The organism is Bradyrhizobium sp. SZCCT0148 (assembly GCF_018129985.1).
In the GTDB taxonomy this organism is placed as follows: domain Bacteria; phylum Pseudomonadota; class Alphaproteobacteria; order Rhizobiales; family Xanthobacteraceae; genus Bradyrhizobium; species Bradyrhizobium japonicum_H.
In genome coordinates, this window is sequence record NZ_JAFCKT010000002.1 from 128,729 (window position 1) to 145,240 (window position 16,512).

Consider the following 16,512-nt stretch of genomic DNA (forward strand, 5'->3'; position numbering starts at 1 on the left):
TTCGCCCGTAATTGGCACATGGATGGCCGGGACGGGCCCGGCCATGACGACCGAAATTGTGGAACCGGCCCTATATAGCAACCGGAGCCACCGATTGCGACCGTGGCGACGACTTAGCCTTACCGCCGGCAATCCTGGGCGATCTTGTCGAGCGCCTGGGCGAGGCCCTTCAGCGAGAACGTGTCGGTCGTCTCCGTTCCCTTGGCCGAGACGCCCTTGACCACGAGATCGGCGGATTTGCGCATGGCCTCGACCATCCGCTCCTCCTCGGCCGCGTTCTTGATCCAAAGTCCGTCGCCCTGCGTATACATCGCGAATGCGGCGCCGCCGACCTCGACCGAGGATTCCGACCCCGGCTTCAGCGCGTAGCCGATCATGACCGAGACTTCGTTATTGACCTTCTCGGCCGGACGGGTCGACACGAAGGCATAGGCGGGATCGCGCGGCCTGTTCGGCGGATTGGTCTTGGACGACGACGGTTTTGCCAGCGCAAAGCAGACCTTCTTGCCGTTGGGCGTCGCGGAATAAGCCCCCCAGGTCCCGAACTGGCCGATCAGGGTCGGCTCCGCGCCACCTGCAACCGCCGCGGGCGGGGCCACGGGTTTGCTCTCCGGCTTTGCAGTGGACTTGGCAGTCGTGTGAGCGGCCGGCGCGGCTGGCTTTGGCGTCGCTTTCGGCGCCGGTTGCGCCGTCTGCGCTCGCGCAGATTCGACTGTTCCCCCGGCCACCACGCCAGTCATCAAAGCTAAAATCAGCACCCGCCACATGCCGGAGTGGTTCCCTCAATATTGTGACTGGAAGATGGCTCGGCCGCGCTTTGTCCCCGCGGCAGAGATAGCCGGGAAAGTCCAATTTGGGAAGGCAGTTAGCGGTATCAGCCTTTAGATCGCGCAGCGCGCTGGTCGGCCCATTGCGCTTCTGTCCAACGCAACAAATCCTCGGCGCCGGAGCTGCGCAAATGCGCGCCACCGTCGATCACGACCATCTCGCCGTTGATGTAGCCAGCGCAATCCGAGATCAGGAAGCTGGCGAGATCGGCTAGTTCGCTGTGCTCTCCGGTCCGGCCGAGCGGATTGCGCATCAGGGTGTCGTCGCGCCCCTCCAGCCGCAACTGCCCCGATGCACCCGCGGTCGGGAACGGACCTGGTGCGATCGCGACGGTGCGGATACCCTTCGGACCCCACTCGACCGCGAGGCTCTTGGTCATCGCCAGCACCGCCGACTTCGCCATCGCGGAGGGAACGGTGAAGGCGCGTCCGGTGATGGTCGACGTCGAGAGGATCGACAGGATGACACCGTTGTGATGGCCCTCGATCCAACGCCGGCCGGCGGCGAGCGTGCAATACATCGCACCGTGCAACGTCGGCGCCAGGATCGCATCGGCCGCCCGGAACGACAAATGCTCGCTTTGCGCAATGAAAGTCGCCGCGGCATTGTTGACGAGGATATCGAGCGGCCCCTCGCGCCAGATCACGTCCATCATGTTCTCAACGGCAGCCCCGTCGCGGATATCGCAGGCGATGGTGGCGACCTTGCCGCCGGTCTGCGCGCGCATATTGCTCGCCGTGGCCTCGAGCCGATCGAGTTTACGACCGCAGATCACGAGCTCGGCGCCGAGCGCGAGGAAGCGGCGTCCCATCGCCGCGCCGAGGCCCGAGCCGCCGCCGGTGACGAGGATGCGCTTGTCCTTGAGCAGACCTGTTTCAAACATCGTTTGAATCCCCTCTTTTTCTTCTTGCTTCGTGGCAGCGAGCGAAACGACGCAATACAGAGTCCGCCCTGCGGAAATAGTCTGGATCGCTTCGCTCGCGATGACGCGAGGATAGGCCTTCGCATCGCTTGGGGCAAAGAAACCGGATTGTCGCCCGTGCCTAAATCCGGCAGAACCGGCTAACCAAAACTCCACTCGAAACGCTTCAGGTGCCGCCATGAAAGCCATTCTCTGCTCGCAATATTGCCAGCCCGACGATCTCGTGCTGGCCGATGTGCCGGATCCGGTGGCCGGTCCCGGCGAAGCGGTGATCGCAATCAAGGCGGCGGCGCTGAACTTCTTCGACATCCTGATGATTCAGGGCAAGTACCAGATCAAGCCGCCGTTCCCGTTCTCGCCGGCCGCGGAAGTCGCGGGCGTGATCGAGAGCATCGGCGCCGGCGTGACCGATCTGAAAGTCGGCGATCGCGTCGTGGCCTCCTGCGGCCACAACGGCGCACGCGAGAAGATCGCGCTGCCGGCGGCTTCGATCGTGAAGATCCCCGACAATCTCGACTACGACCGCGCGGCCGGCATCATCATCATCTACGGCACCGCGCTGCATGCGCTGGAAGATCGCGCCAGCCCGAAGCCGGGCGAGACGCTCGCGGTGCTCGGTGCTGCCGGCGGCACCGGCCTGGCCGCCTGCGAACTCGGCAAGCTGATGGGCTTGAAGGTGATTGCCTGCGCCTCGTCGGACGAGAAGCTGGAATTCGCCAAGGCGCACGGCGCAGAGCTGACGCTGAACTACGGCAAGGAAGATCTCAAGGAAGGTCTGCGCAAGCTCACCGGCGGCAAGGGCGTCGACATCATCTTCGATCCGGTCGGCGGCGCGTATGCCGAACAGGCGCTGCGCTCGATCGCGTGGGAAGGCCGCTTCCTCGTGATCGGCTTTGCCGCGGGCGACATTCCGAAAATGCCGCTAAACCTCGCGCTGCTGAAGGGCTGCGACATCCGCGGCGTGTTCTGGGGCGCATGGACGCGACAGAACCCGGAGAAGAATCGCGCAAACCTCGAGAAGCTGGTGAAATGGACGGCGGAAGGGAAGATTTCATCGCATGTCGATCGCACCTTCCCGCTGGCGCAGACCGCGGACGCATTGAAGGTGCTGGCGGGACGCCAGGCCATGGGCAAGGTGATCCTGCATCCGTGAGGATGTGGCTGGCGAATGGTGTCGCGACGCCATCGCCACACGCTCAAGAGTCATCGCCCGCCTGGTGCGCGATCGCGCACAGGGGCGGGCGATCCAGTACTCCGTGACGTCCGCGAATCAATCGAAAGGCCGCGGCGCAATGGATGCCCGGAACAAGCCGAGCATGACAGCGCGCTTGTGGCGACTTATTGCGCTTCCGCTTCTCCCTCATCCACCCCACGCTTCAGCACCGCACGCGCGGCGTCGCGGTGCTCGTTCGTGATGTGGCCGGAAACCATGCGAATGGCGGTAGCGAGCACGGCTGCGTCGTCCGCGAAGCCGAGGACCGGCATCACGTCGGCGACGAAGTCGAACGGAAGTATGAAATAGGCGATCGCGCCCAGCAGCGCGGCCTGGACGTGGCGCGGAGTCTGCCGGTCAAACGCGCAGTAGTAGGCGGCAAGCAGGTCTTCCGCGAACGGCAGATGCGCGGCGACACGCTTCAGCTTACGCCAGAAGCGGCGGCGCACACTTTCCCGATCTTCCGCGAGCCGATCGGCCGGCTCGAAACCGACGCTGTGTTCGGCAGCCATGTTCGATAACTCCCCGTTCAGCCTCAGCCCGCAGATCGCCGCGCCGAGTGATCACAAGATGGGGATGTCGCCGATCCCTGCAAGACGCCGGCCGATCTCAGCCTGCGATCGCATCCATCGTCTTGGCCAGCGTGATGTCGAGCGCGGTGACGCCGCCGGCATCGTGGGTCGACAGCACCACCTCCACCGTCTTGTAGACGTTGCGCCATTCGGGGTGGTGATCCATCTTCTCGGCGGCTAGCGCGGCCCGGGTCATGAACCCGAACGCCTCGTTGAAATCCTTGAAGATAAAGGTTTTCGCGATGGCATCCCGTCCATGGACCTCAGTCCAGTCAGGTAGTCCGCCCAGCGCCTGCTTGCGCGCCTCCGCCGAAAGTCGTTCTGCCATGGTCATCTCCGTCCTTCAGGGGAACTTTACCCTAACACCCCGCTGATGCCCGGGTTCATACGGGGATTTCCGCCATCCGCTAACCATGACGGAGATGTAACCCCGCCGGACAAGAAATTTGCTACAATTGCGGGCGTAAATCGCCGGCCAAGATGAAACTGAGCCTGAAGCGCCTGTTTGGGAGATCGATGACCGGGGGATTGGACCTGGCCGAATTGCCCCCGCCTTCGCCGCGATCCGCGGCGCGGAAGACCGCACTCGTGACTCTTGCGCTCGTGCTCGCGATCATCGGCGCGCTCGCCGGCGGTTATTACTTCGCCATGCGGCCCGTGACGTTGAAGATCGCAGTCGGTCCCGCCAACAGCGATGACGTCAAGGTCGTGCAGGCGCTGACGCAGGCTTTCGTGCAGCACAAGAGCCAGATCCGGCTGCGGCCAATCCAGACCGACGGCGCCACGGCCAGCGCCGATGCGCTTGCGGAAGGCAAGGTCGATCTCGCCATCGTGCGAGGCGACATCGACGTACCCAAGAATGCGCAAGCGGTCGCGACCCTGCGCAAGAACGTCGTGGTGCTGTGGTCCGTACCGGGCAAAGGCAAGAAGCGAGGCCCGAAGATCACCAAGATCTCGCAGCTCGCCGGCCATCGCGTCGGCGTCGTCGGCCGCACCCAGGCCAACGTCAATCTGCTCAAGGTGATCCTCCAGCAATACAACGTCGATCCCGCCAAGGTTGAGATCGTGCAATTCCCGGCCAACGAGGCCGCCGAGGCGATCAAGGCCCAGAAGGCCGACGTCTATCTCGCGGCAGGCCCGGTCAACAGCAAGATCACGGCGGACGCGATCGCCGCCTCCACCAAGGATTTCGGCGCGCCCAGCTTCCTCGCGATCGAGTCGGCGGATGCGATCGCGCAGAACCATCCGGTCTACGAAGCGTCCGAGATTCCCGCCGGCACCTATGGCGGCTCGCCCGCCCGCCCGGATGACGAGGTCAAGACCATCAGCTTCTCGCACCACATCGTGGCGCGCAAAGGCGTGTCCGAAACCACCATTGCCGCGTTCACGCGCCAGCTCTTCTCCGTGCGCCAGCAACTGGTGACGGAATTCCCGCTGGCGGCGAAGATCGAGACGCCCGACACCGACAAGGACGCGGTGATCCCGGTGCATCCCGGCGCAGCCGCGTTCGTCGATGGCGAGGAAAAGACCTTCCTGGACAAATACAGCGATTACATCTGGTGGAGCCTGATGGCGCTCTCCGCCATGGGCTCGATCGGCGCCTGGTTCGCTGGCTATCTGAAGAAGGACGAGCGCGACAACAACAGCCATCTGCGCGAAAGGCTGCTCGACATGATCGCAGCCGCCCGCAAGAGCGAGGCGGCCGAAGAGCTCGATCAGATGCAGGCCGAGGCCGACGAAATCCTGCGCGACACGTTGCGCTGCTACGATCACGGCGCGATCGAGGAGGGCTCGCTGACCGCCTTCAACATCGCGCTGGATCAATTCCACGCCGCCGTCGCCGACCGCAAGGCGGTGCTGTCCAGCTTGCCGCAGAACCTGCAACGTGCGGGCGCGCAGTTCAGGGCGGCCGGCAACGCGTAACGCTTGCGCGCGTTATCGCTGCGTCACATTGTCTCAATATAGGTTCACGCCATCACGGGGCGCGCAACGCCCGAGCCCCGATTCCATCGAGCCGCAATCGCAGGGTTTGGAGCCACCCGTTATGAACTTCAAATTCTCCCGCCGCCGTTTCCTCGCCACCGGCGCCGGTGTGCTCGGCACCGTCGCGATGCCGTATCTGTCGCGCGCGGCCGATCGGCCCGCGGTGACCCATGGGGTGCAGTCGGGCGACGTCACGGTCGACGGCGGCGTGGTGTGGGCGCGTGCCGACCGGCCGGCGCAGATGCTGGTCGAGGTGGCGACGACCGAGTCTTTCAGGGATGCCCGGGCGCTGCCGCCGATCGCGGCGCTGCCCGAGAGCGACTTCACCGCAAAGATGTTGATCGAGAACCTGCCTGCTGGTCAGGACATCTTTTACCGGATCCGCTTCCGCGATCTCTCGCATAGCGCCATCGAGGGCGAGCCGGTGACCGGCCGTTTCCGCACCGCGCCCGCCGACCGTCGCGATGTCAGCTTCGTCTGGGGCGGAGACGTCGCAGGACAAGGCTGGGGCATCAACCCCGATGACGGCGGCATGTTCACCTTCTCGGCGATGCGCAAGCACCGTCCGGACTTCTTCCTGCACTCCGGCGACACCATCTACGCCGACGGACCGATTGCATCCGAAGTGAAGCTCGCCGACGGCAAGATCTGGAAGAACGTCACCATCCCGGAGAAGGCCAAGGTCGCGGAGACGCTCGACGAGTACCGCGCCGCGCACAAATACAATTTCACCGACGAGAACCTCCGCGCCTTCAATGCCGAGGTGCCGATCTTCGTGCAATGGGACGACCACGAAGTCACCAACAACTGGTCGCTGTCGAAGGAGTTGCCGGCCGCTTACAAGGAGCGCGATATTTCGCTGCTCGCCGCCCGCGCGGGCCGCGCCTTCCACGAGATGTATCCGATGCGCGAGAGCATCGTTGAGCCGGGCCGGGTCTATCGGCAGATCTCCTACGGCCCGCATCTCGACGTGTTCGTGCTCGACGAGCGCAGCTATCGCGGTCCGAACGGCCCCAACCTCGAAACCGCCTACGGCCCCGCCAGCTACTTCCTGGGCCCGGATCAGATCGCATGGCTCAAGCGCGGCCTGCTCAATTCCCGCGCGACCTGGAAGGTGATCGCCTCCGACATGCCGCTCAGCCTCGTCGTGGCTGACACGCCGAAGGGCGGCTCGGAAGCGATCGCGCAGGGTGACGGCCCGGTGCGCGGCCGCGAGCTCGAGATCGCCGACATTCTACGCTTCATCAAGATGGCCCCGATCAGCAACACGGTGTGGCTGACCGCGGACGTGCACTACGCTGCCGCGCATTATTACGATCCGAACAAGGCGCAATTCCAGGAATTCGAGCCGTTCTGGGAATTCGTGTCGGGCCCGCTGCATGCCGGCACCTTCGGTCCGAACGCGCTCGACAACACGTTTGGCCCTGAGGTCCGCTTCGTCAAGGCGCCGGGAAAGGACAGCCAGAACCTGCCACCGTCCGCCGGCATGCAGTTCTTCGGTCACGTCAAGATCGACGGCGCCTCGGGCCAGATGACCGTGACCTTGCGAGACCGCGCCGACGTCGCGCTGTGGTCGACCACGCTCGATCCGAAGCAGGCCTGATCGCTAATCGAGGGAACGCGCCTTGAGCGCCGCCTCCAGCGCGTCGCTCGAGCACGGCTTCTGCAACCGCGGCCGGCCGGAGAATTCAGGCGGAATGCGCGCCTCGGCGCCATAGCCGGTGACGAAAACGAACGGGATCTTCAGCGCCACCAGCCGCTCCGCGACCGCAAAGCTCGTCTCGCGGATCAATTCGACATCGAGCAGCGCGAAATCGGGCGCTCGCTTGGCGATGGCGCCCAGCGCCTGGGTCACCGAACCGACGCTCCGCACGTCCGTCACTCCAAACCCGAGCAGACGGTCCTCGAAATCGATCGCGATGATCGGGTCGTCTTCGACGATGAGAACATCAGCCGGCCAGCTTGAGCCATCGGAACGTGCGGGTGTCATGATCGCATCTTGCGTGTGGTGGGGGGCGGATCAGGACTGCCGCGACACGATGCCTGCTTGCAGCGCATCGGGGGGTTCCCGGAACGAAACCCACCACAGCGTCGTTCTCTAGTCTGTCCACTTGTGCACACAGTGGAGATCCGGAACTCGATAAGATGGAAGCGGGATGGGGATTCACGATGGATGTGCGTATCAGCAAGATGACCGAGGTCGAGAGCCGTCCGGCCAACAATTTGTTGCGGCGCCTGAGCCAGGCAGACTACGCCCTGCTCGCGCCGCACGTGACCGTCGAAAACTCCGCAGCCAACCAGCTGCTCTACAGCCCCGGTGACGACGTCCAGGTCGTCCACTTCCCCTGTGGACCGGCGCTCGCGACCTTTCTCGTCCCCAACGAGGATGGCCGAGACGTCGAGACCATCCTGGTCGGCCGCGAAGGCGCGGTGGGCGGCATCGTCAGCGAGGGATTCCTGCCGGCCTATACCCGGATCTGTGTGAAATTCAGCGGCCCATTTGCGCGTGTCCATGTCGCCAAGCTGGAAGCGGCCAAGCTGCGCTCGGTATCACTGCGCAATATCTTTACCCGCTATGCCGATTGCATGCTGGCGCAGATCTTCCAGTCGACCGCCTGCAATGCGATCCATTCGATCGAACAACGGACCGCCAAATGGATCCTGGCGGCGATGGAGCGGACCGGCGACGAGGACAGCGTGCCGCTGACCCACGAGCAGCTTGCGACGCTGCTCGGCGTTGGCCGCAGCTATGCCAGCCGCGTGCTTCAATCGTTCAAGGCGGAACGGATTCTCGACACGAGGCGCGGATCGATCCTGGTTCGCAACCGCGACGGCCTGAAGCTTCGCGCCTGCCTGTGCAACGACGCGGTGAAGATGCATTTCGAGGAGGTGCTGCGCGGCGTCTATCCGACCGAGCAGCAAGAGGCCGGCTAGCGCCCCGCATCGCTTCCCCGGCGTGAAGAGGGAGCAGGCGCCCTATCCCACGCGGCTGGAACCTGGGCTAGTATCCCCTCATGAGCGGGGCCTTTCTTCACACCATCTTCGACATCCTGGCCTGGCTGGCGGCCGCGGCGGCCGTCTATTGGCTCTCGCGACAGCGCCTGCGATTTCCGGCGCAATCCTTCGAACTGCCTTATATCGCAGCGCTGGTGTTCGGCGCGGGCCTCGGGGCTTACCTGTTCGGCTCCGCCAATCTGTGGCTGTCGGGCGAGAGCGGCATTGCCCGCTCGGTCGAGGGCGCGATCGCTGGCGGCATCGTCGCGATCGAGCTCTACAAATGGTCCGCGGGAATCGCAGCGCGGACCGGCGCGCGTTTCGCGCTGCCGCTGGCGCTCGGCATCGCGATCGGCCGGCTCGGCTGCTATTTCGCGGGCCTCGACGATTTCACCTACGGCGCACCGACGGCGCTGCCCTGGGCCCATGATTTCGGCGATGGCATTCTGCGCCATCCTGTGCAGCTCTACGAAAGCGCGGCCATGGCAATATTCGCGCTCATCTATGTGCTGGCCGTCGTGAACCGGAACGCCTTTGTGAGCACCAATGGTTTCTACCTGGTCCTCGTCTATTATGGAGCGCAACGCTTCCTGTGGGAATTCCTCAAGCCCTACGGCACGCTGATCGGCCCGTTCACCCTGTTTCACCTGCTGTCGCTGTCCATTCTGCTCTACGCCGGCGTCATGCTGGCGACGGCGCCCAAAGCGAGACCCATACAAAGCGAGTCACTTGCATGAACGCGCCGTTGCGTAAGTCGCGGCCCTATATTTTCTGGGGCCAGACCCAATCTCTTTGCGAGACCTGCCTGAATCTCGTGCCGACAAAGATCCAGATCGTGGACAACGAGGTCTGGTACGAAAAGCGCTGCCGGGAGCATGGCGTCCAGTCGACGCTGGTGTCGACGGATGCCGCCTATTGGCGCCTGTGCAAGGATTTCATCAAGCCCGGCGACCGGCCGCTGCAATTCCAGCAGCGCACGGAATTCGGCTGTCCCTACGATTGCGGCCTCTGCTCCGACCACGAGCAGCATTCCTGCCTGGCGCTGATCGAAATCACCGAGCACTGCAATCTGACCTGCCCGGTCTGCTTTGCGGAGTCCTCGCCGGCACGAACGAAATTCACCCCACTCGCGACAGTGGAGAGGATGCTCGACGCGCTGGTCGCGAGCGAAGGCGAGCCGGATCTCGTCCAGATCTCCGGCGGCGAGCCGACGCTGCACCCGGCTTTCTTCGAGATCCTGGACGCCGTGCGCGCGCGCCCGATCCGCCACGTCATGATCAACACCAACGGCCTCCGCATCGCCCGCGAGAGGGATTTCGTGGCACGGCTGGCCGAGAACAAGCGCGGGCTGGAGGTCTACCTCCAGTTCGATTCGCTGCAGCGCGACGCGCTGATCGACCTGCGCGGCGCGGATCTGCGAAAAATCCGCCAGCAGGCGCTGGAGAATCTCGAGCATTTTGGCGTGTCGACCACGCTGGTCGCGACCATCAAGCGGGGCGTCAACGATTCCGAGATCGGCGACATCGTCCGCCACGCGCTGACCTGGACATGCGTGCGCGGCGTCACGCTGCAGCCGGTGCAGGACGCCGGCCGAAACGAGAATTTCGATGAGAAAACCGACCGCATCATGCTGTCGGAGATCCGCAAGCGCGTGATCGAGACTGGCGTGTTCGGCGACAAGGACATGATCCCGCTGCCTTGCAATCCCGAAAGCATCTCGATCGGCTACGGCCTGCGCAACGGCGAGAAGGTGCTGCCGCTGACCTCGCTGATCCCGCAGGAGCAGCTCGTTGCGGTGATGCCCAACACCATCAGCCCGGAGAAATATCCGGTGCTGCGGGAGAAGTTCGTCGATCTGTTCTCGCTGTCGTCGGGGCCGCTGAACACGAGCGAGCGCGTCTGCGAATTGCTGTGCTGCCTGCCGAGCTTCGAGGTGCCGCAGGGCTTGTCTTACGAAAACGTCTTCCGCGTCACCATCGTGCAGTTTCTGGACCGCTTCAATTTCTGCGTCGGCAACGTCAAGCGCAGCTGCATCCATTTCGTGACGGAGCAAGGCGCGATCATTCCGTTCGACACCTACAATCTGTTCTACCGCGACGGCAAGATCGACGGCATCCGCGCCGGGCTAAGCGGTGACACCTATCGGGAAGGCGGGCTGCGCGAGGAGATACCTCGTTGAGCGAGACGCCTTCACCTTCGCGAAGCGGAGTTGTCACCGCGTTGATGGTGATGGTCGGGGTGATCCTGCTGCTGCCCGGCATCTGCGCCCTTATTTTCGTCTCCGATTCGATCCAGTCGGCCCACCTGGATATCCGTGTCGTCCCCGCTCTCGTCCTCGCACTGCTGGCGGCATCTGCCGGCGTGATGTTGATCAGGGCAGCGAGAAGGAAATCATGAGCGATTCCAGCCACACTCCACCGTCACTGCCGCCTCAGAAACAGCCGCAGCGCGGCGGCTGCGTGACCGCGCTGATGGCGATCGCCGGACTTTTCATGCTGCTGCCGGGGCTCTGCGCGCTCCTGTTCGGCGGGATGTCGGTGGTCGATGGTGGCCGGATTGCCTCCGACATCGCGCCGCTCATCTTCCTTGGACTGGTCATCGGCATCGGCGGGATCGCCATGATCTGGGCGGCGATCAAGGGGCGGAAAGCCCCGCCAATCCGAAACGACAGCTAAGCCCCGGAAATCCCCGGGCAAAATTCAGTCAACCAAGCCCCAAAGAACGCATTGTTTTTTGGCGGTTTTTGCATATATTGCGCCGCAACGCGCAGGCTGCCCGGTCGATATGGCCGGGCTTCCTTTTTGGGCGGCGAGCGCCCTTTTTCAGTCTTCCAGCGTTGTTTCGAGAAGAGGTCCCGGTCCGACCGGCGAGATCGCGCTTAACCCATTGTACGAACGCAAAGAAGCTCACTCATGAACCTCCGTAACGTCGCCATCATCGCTCACGTCGACCACGGCAAGACGACCTTGGTCGACAAACTCCTCCAGCAGTCGGGCACGTTCCGCGAGAACCAGAAGGTGACCGACCGCGCCATGGACTCCAATGATCTGGAGCGCGAGCGCGGCATCACCATTCTGGCCAAGGCGGCCTCGGTGCAGTGGAAGGACACCCGCATCAACATCGTCGACACGCCGGGCCACGCCGATTTCGGCGGCGAGGTCGAGCGCATCCTGAACATGGTGGACGGCGCCCTGGTGCTGGTCGACGCCGCGGAAGGTCCGCTGCCGCAGACCAAGTTCGTGGTCTCCAAGGCGCTCAAGGTCGGCCTCAAGCCGATTGTCGTCATCAACAAGGTCGACCGTCCCGACGCGCGTCCGACCGAAGTCATCAACGAGGTGTTCGACCTGTTCGCCGCGCTGGACGCCAGCGAGGAGCAGCTCGACTTCCCGATCCTCTACGGGTCGGCCAAGCAAGGCTGGATGGCCGAGAGCCCCGAGGGCCCCAAGGACAAGGGCATGGAGCCGCTGTTCGACCTGATCCTGCGCCACGTCGTGCCGCCGACGGTCGAGGAAGGTCCGTTCAGGATGATCGGTACGATCCTGGAGGCCAACCCCTATCTCGGCCGCATCATCACCGGCCGCATCTCCTCCGGCGTGCTCAAGCCGAACCAGCAGGTCAAGGTGCTCAACGCCGAGGGTAAGCTGGTCGAATCCGGGCGCATCACCAAGATCCTGGCGTTCCGCGGTCTCGAGCGCACGCCGCTCGATGAGGCCGAAGCCGGCGACATCGTCGCCATCGCGGGCCTCACCAAGGGCACCGTCGCCGACACCTTCTGCGACCCCACCGTCGAGGTGCCGCTGCCGGCACAGCCGATCGATCCGCCGACCGTGTCGATGTCGTTCATCGTCAACAACTCGCCGCTCGCCGGCACCGAAGGCGACAAGGTGACGAGCCGCATGATCCGCGACCGTCTGTTGCGCGAAGCCGAAGGCAACGTCGCGCTGCGCGTCGTGGAAGCCTCCGACAAGGACGCGATGGAAGTCTCGGGCCGCGGCGAATTGCAGCTCGCGATCCTGATCGAGACCATGCGCCGCGAAGGCTTCGAGCTCTCGGTGTCGCGTCCGCGCGTCGTGTTCCAGAAGGACGAAGCCACCGGCGCCACCATGGAGCCGATCGAGGAAGTCGTGATCGACGTCGACGAGGAGCACTCCGGCGTCGTCGTGCAGAAGATGAGCGAGCGCAAGTCCGAGCTGGTCGAGATGAAGCCGTCCGGCGGCAACCGCCTCCGCCTGGTGTTCTACGCGCCGACCCGCGGCCTGATCGGCTACCAGGGCGAACTGCTCACCGACACCCGCGGCACCGCGATCATGAACCGCCTGTTCCACGGCTATGCGCCGTACAAGGGCGAGATCCAGGGCCGTCGCAACGGCGTGCTGATCTCCAACGACCAGGGCGAAGCGGTGGCCTACGCCATGTTCAAGCTGGAAGACCGCGGTCCGATGATGATCGAGCCGGGCTGGAAAGTCTACAAGGGCATGATCGTCGGCGAGCACACCCGCGACAACGATCTCGAGATCAACGTGCTCAAGGGCAAGCAGCTCACCAACATCCGCACGACCTCGAAGGACGAGGCGGTGCGCCTGACCCCGCCGATCCGGATGACGCTGGAAAAGGCGCTCGCTTATATCGAGGACGACGAGCTCGTCGAGGTCACGCCGAAGTCGATCCGCCTGCGCAAGAAGCACCTCGACCCGAACGAGCGCAAGCGCGCCGAAAAGTCCAAGGAAGCGGTGGCGTAAAGCCAGCGCTCTCGCGCCCGGACGTAGTGCCGCAGGGTGGGCAACGGGCAAGCGTGCCCACCCCGGAAATCCCTTCTGAAATGACGGATTAACCGCTCTCGTGCGCAAGCGCGCCGCGCGGATAATGAGATTTCTGTGCTATCGTTAGCGCGTATTACAGACGCGCTATAGCTCACCCATGAATACCCTGCCTTCCTCCGTCGACGTCGCGATCATCGGTGCCGGTGCCGCCGGCCTCGGCGCCGCGCATACGTTGCAGGGCTCGGGCCTCTCCGTGATCGTGCTGGAGGCGCGTAACAGGCTCGGCGGCCGCGCGTGGACCGTACAGGCCTCGCCCGAGGTCATCTTCGATGTCGGCTGCGGCTGGCTTCACTCCGCCGACAAGAACTCCTTCGTCGCCATCGCCAAGCATTTGAATTTCGTGGTCAATACCGACCTGCCGCCCTGGCGCGATCGTGCCTTCGGCGAGGTGTTTCCGGAACGAGAGCGCGACGAGTTCGCGCGCGAGATCGACGCGTTCTACGACCGGGTCAGCGAGGCGGCGGAAGCGGGCGAGGATGCGCCGGCCGAGCGATATCTCGAGCCGGGCAATCGCTGGAACCCGATGATCAATGCGGTCTCGACCTATGTGAATGGCTGTGAGCTCGATCGGGTCTCGATCCTCGACATGGACGCCTACGAGGACACCTATTTCAATTGGCGCGTCAGGGACGGGTACGGCGCGCTGATCGCTGCCTATGGCGCCTCCTGCCCGGTGACACTGAACTGCAATGTGTCGCTGATCGACCATTCCGGCAGGCGAATTCGGATCGAGACGTCGTCGGGCACGCTCACTGCGGACAAGGTGATCGTCACGGTGCCGACCAGCCTGATCGCGGACGAAGCCATCCGCTTCTCGCCGCCGTTGCCGGCCAAGGTCGATGCTGCCGCTGGCCTGCCGCTTGGCGTCAACGACAAGGTGGTGCTGGCGCTGGAGGACGCAGAAGCCTTTCCGAAGGAAGGCAATCTGCGCGGCGCGACCATGCGCACCGCGATGGGCACGTACCATATCCGCCCGTTCGGCCAGCCCTGCATCGACGGCTTTTTCGGCGGCACTTTTGCGCGCGAACTGGAGGACGCAGGCGACGGCGCCTTCGCCGCGCAGAGTATCGATGAAATCGCGGACTATCTGGGCAACGACATCCGCCGCAAGCTGAAGCCGCTCGCAGAGTCGCGCTGGGGCCACGACCCCTTCGCGCGCGGTGCCTATTCGCATGCGCTGCCGGGCCATGCGGGAGACCGCGCCGTGCTGGCCGCGCCGGTGGACGGCCGGCTGTTCTTCGCGGGGGAAGCGACCTCGCCGAACTTCTTCACGACGGCGCATGGCGCGCGGGACAGCGGAGAGCGGGCGGCGAAGGAAGTGCTGGCGGCTTTGCTCAGGCCGTAGCAGCCAACGCCGTCATTGCGAGCGAACGATGTGATTCGGGACTGTCGCCGCGGAATGATTCTGGATAACTCCCTCGCTTCGCTGCTCGCGAAGACAAGTAGGCACTATTCAATCACCCGCGCGCGTAAATCAGCATCAGGCACGAAGCACGCATCGTATTTTCCAAAGATGCGAAAGCGATTGCGTGCGATGAGGCTGTAGACCGGGTCGCGCAGCTGTTTTGGTACGGCGAACAATGCGTGCACCCAGCCCCAGCCTGCAAGCTGGGACAGCACCGACAGCGCGGCGTCGGATTTGATGAACACGTCGCCGCCGTGGACGACCGCGTTGGTGTCGGGATCGTCGGGATCAATGCCGAATGTCCGTGCGAGCCGGGCTCCGTACTCCGACTGGATCGGCGTGAAACGAAATCGCTTCGCCGTATCGCGCGCAGCGACGAACCGCACCCAGCGCGAGCAGAAGACGCAGACGCCGTCGTACAGGATCACGTCGTCATCGGGCCATTTGGGCATCAGCGATTGTCCAGCATCAAGAGCGCCACCAGCATCAGCACGATCGACGGACCCGTCTTCACCAGCGCACCGAGCGGCTCGATCCAGAGATCGGGTGTCAGGACCGCAGCGCCGAACATATAGCCGAGCGAGGCGACGATTCCAGCGACGAGCCCGGTCGCCGCGGTGCGGCGGAACGCGATCAGCACGCCGATGCTCATGTCCATCAGGCTGGTGCCGATGGTGATGGGATCGACCAGCGCGGGCGGGAAATCGTGCGCCGTCAAGATGCCGGCAGCGGCGCGGTAGGACACGAACAGCGCGATGAAACCGGAAAGGAGCCAGAACATGACGAGGCTGGCGAAGATCAGTGCCTTGACCGGGAACAGCCTCGCGAACCATTTGTCCTGGACGGTCGCGGGATGACGACCAATCGTCTCGGCCAGCGTCTTCGGCGAGATGCCTGTGGCGGCGATCCATGCCGAGGGATCACCTCGCACGCCTCGGCGCAGCTCGGCGATGGCAGTGGAGCGCATCGGCGGGATCCAGCCGAGATGATTGGCGAAATCGCCGATCCTGGCGCCGAAATCGAGCATGAAAGACGGCATCGCGACATGCGGCCATCCCGCCGTGCCGAATGCAAGGCGGAACTGCCTGATGACGCCTGCCATGGTGGCGGGCTCGGCCTGCATCAGATCCCATTTCACGGCCCTTACAGAGGCATCTTCGATGTCGCGCGCGGCAAGCCAGGCGATGGTGGCCGAAATATCCTCGATGGCAACAGGCTGGAACGATGTCGCCATCTCCTTGTCGGGCAGGTTGAACGGGGAGGCAGCGAGCCCGCGGAGCATGGCGCTGCCGCCATAGGCGGATGGTGCGACCACGAAGCCGGGCCGCAGGATAGCGTGCGCAATGCCTGAGGCCGCGATCAGGCGCTCGGCCTCGCGCTTGGTCGTTGCGAAGGCGGTGCGATCGGCTTCGGCCGCCCCGGGGATCGAGAGATGCACGAGCCGGATCGCCCGGCCGCTGTCGGTAATCGCCGCAAGCAGGCGCGCGACGAAGTCGCGATGCACGGCACTCGTGTCGCTGCCGGGACCGTCCTGAAGCACGCCGATACAATTTACGACGACATCCACCGCATGTTCGCGCAACAGGCGCGTCAACACCGTCACGTCGAGTGAGAGGATCGGCTGCTCGATGTCGAGCGCTCCCGTCTTCTGCGCCGGCGACAGGCTGCGCGCCACGCCAAGCACGCGAAAGCCGCGTGCGCGAAGATCGTCAGTCACGAAGCGGCCTATCAGGCCGGAGGCGCCGAGCACCAAGATGGTTCGCTGGTTCATCACG

At 64.2% G+C, this 16,512-nt stretch carries 16 protein-coding genes and 1 pseudogene; 10 read left to right on the forward strand and 7 right to left on the reverse strand.

The features are described from left to right. Positions 1 to 119 precede the first annotated feature (119 nt). Together JQ580_RS09025 and JQ580_RS09030 are read right to left on the reverse strand one after the other, a co-directional pair. On the reverse strand, positions 120 to 767 hold the full coding sequence (locus JQ580_RS09025; protein ID WP_212279471.1) for an invasion associated locus B family protein: 648 nt from the start codon (positions 765 to 767) through the stop codon (positions 120 to 122). A gap of 107 nt (positions 768 to 874) precedes the next feature. Next, positions 875 to 1,711: an SDR family oxidoreductase gene (locus JQ580_RS09030; RefSeq protein WP_212280217.1), complete on the reverse strand. Its 837-nt coding sequence runs from the start codon at positions 1,709 to 1,711 to the stop codon at positions 875 to 877. Positions 1,712 to 1,928: 217 nt separating this feature from the next. On the opposite strand from JQ580_RS09030, the gene JQ580_RS09035 reads away from it, so the two are divergent. Beyond that, a complete protein-coding gene (locus tag JQ580_RS09035) occupies positions 1,929 to 2,903 on the forward strand; it encodes an NADPH:quinone oxidoreductase family protein (RefSeq protein ID WP_212279473.1) in 975 nt (324 codons plus the stop codon). A gap of 185 nt (positions 2,904 to 3,088) precedes the next feature. On the opposite strand, the gene JQ580_RS09040 is transcribed toward JQ580_RS09035, so the two are convergent. Further along, positions 3,089 to 3,475, reverse strand: a complete 387-nt coding sequence (locus tag JQ580_RS09040) for a YkvA family protein (RefSeq protein WP_212279475.1) — start codon at positions 3,473 to 3,475, stop codon at positions 3,089 to 3,091. Between the two features lie 97 nt (positions 3,476 to 3,572). Then, a complete protein-coding gene (locus tag JQ580_RS09045; RefSeq protein ID WP_212279477.1) occupies positions 3,573 to 3,863 on the reverse strand; it encodes a 4a-hydroxytetrahydrobiopterin dehydratase in 291 nt (96 codons plus the stop codon). Between the two features lie 152 nt (positions 3,864 to 4,015). Between JQ580_RS09045 and JQ580_RS09050 the strand changes: the two genes are divergently transcribed. Both JQ580_RS09050 and JQ580_RS09055 read left to right on the forward strand, forming a co-directional pair. Next, positions 4,016 to 5,458 (forward strand): TAXI family TRAP transporter solute-binding subunit, encoded by a 1,443-nt coding sequence (locus JQ580_RS09050; RefSeq protein WP_212279479.1) that lies wholly within the window; start codon positions 4,016 to 4,018, stop codon positions 5,456 to 5,458. Between the two features lie 121 nt (positions 5,459 to 5,579). Then, positions 5,580 to 7,121, forward strand: coding sequence for an alkaline phosphatase D family protein (locus tag JQ580_RS09055; protein WP_212279481.1), 1,542 nt, complete (start codon positions 5,580 to 5,582; stop codon positions 7,119 to 7,121). Positions 7,122 to 7,124: 3 nt separating this feature from the next. Here the strand turns inward: JQ580_RS09055 and JQ580_RS09060 are convergent, their stop codons facing one another. Next, positions 7,125 to 7,508 (reverse strand): response regulator, encoded by a 384-nt coding sequence (locus JQ580_RS09060; protein WP_212279483.1) that lies wholly within the window; start codon positions 7,506 to 7,508, stop codon positions 7,125 to 7,127. A 179-nt stretch (positions 7,509 to 7,687) separates the two neighbouring features. Here JQ580_RS09060 and JQ580_RS09065 point away from each other — a divergent pair, with 179 nt between their 5' ends. The 7 genes and pseudogenes from JQ580_RS09065 to JQ580_RS09095 form a co-directional block, all read left to right on the forward strand. After that, positions 7,688 to 8,452: a Crp/Fnr family transcriptional regulator gene (locus tag JQ580_RS09065; protein WP_212279484.1), complete on the forward strand. Its 765-nt coding sequence runs from the start codon at positions 7,688 to 7,690 to the stop codon at positions 8,450 to 8,452. An 80-nt stretch (positions 8,453 to 8,532) separates the two neighbouring features. Further along, entirely contained in the window at positions 8,533 to 9,249 is a 717-nt protein-coding gene (locus JQ580_RS09070; RefSeq protein ID WP_212279486.1) for a prolipoprotein diacylglyceryl transferase family protein, read from the forward strand. After that, positions 9,246 to 10,691 (forward strand): radical SAM protein, encoded by a 1,446-nt coding sequence (locus JQ580_RS09075; protein ID WP_212279488.1) that lies wholly within the window; start codon positions 9,246 to 9,248, stop codon positions 10,689 to 10,691. The genes JQ580_RS09070 and JQ580_RS09075 overlap by 4 nt, the downstream gene beginning before the upstream one ends. Then, the gene (locus JQ580_RS09080; RefSeq protein WP_212279490.1) at positions 10,688 to 10,909 is read left to right on the forward strand and encodes a mercuric transport protein; all 222 of its coding nucleotides are present in this window, start codon (positions 10,688 to 10,690) and stop codon (positions 10,907 to 10,909) included. The genes JQ580_RS09075 and JQ580_RS09080 overlap by 4 nt, the downstream gene beginning before the upstream one ends. Then, positions 10,906 to 11,187 (forward strand): hypothetical protein, encoded by a 282-nt coding sequence (locus JQ580_RS09085; RefSeq protein WP_212279492.1) that lies wholly within the window; start codon positions 10,906 to 10,908, stop codon positions 11,185 to 11,187. Before JQ580_RS09080 ends, JQ580_RS09085 begins: the two co-directional genes overlap by 4 nt. A 237-nt stretch (positions 11,188 to 11,424) precedes the next feature. Beyond that, positions 11,425 to 13,251: a translational GTPase TypA gene (gene typA / locus JQ580_RS09090; RefSeq protein WP_212279494.1), complete on the forward strand. Its 1,827-nt coding sequence runs from the start codon at positions 11,425 to 11,427 to the stop codon at positions 13,249 to 13,251. A 175-nt stretch (positions 13,252 to 13,426) separates the two neighbouring features. Further along, positions 13,427 to 14,677, forward strand: a pseudogene (locus JQ580_RS09095) (flavin monoamine oxidase family protein); the annotation flags it as partial. Between the two features lie 104 nt (positions 14,678 to 14,781). Here JQ580_RS09095 and JQ580_RS09100 read toward each other — a convergent pair. Further along, entirely contained in the window at positions 14,782 to 15,189 is a 408-nt protein-coding gene (locus JQ580_RS09100) for a thiol-disulfide oxidoreductase DCC family protein (RefSeq protein WP_212279498.1), read from the reverse strand. Further along, on the reverse strand, positions 15,189 to 16,508 hold the full coding sequence (locus JQ580_RS09105; RefSeq protein WP_212279500.1) for an SDR family oxidoreductase: 1,320 nt from the start codon (positions 16,506 to 16,508) through the stop codon (positions 15,189 to 15,191). The genes JQ580_RS09100 and JQ580_RS09105 overlap by 1 nt, the downstream gene beginning before the upstream one ends. Between the last annotated feature and the right edge of the window lie 4 nt (positions 16,509 to 16,512).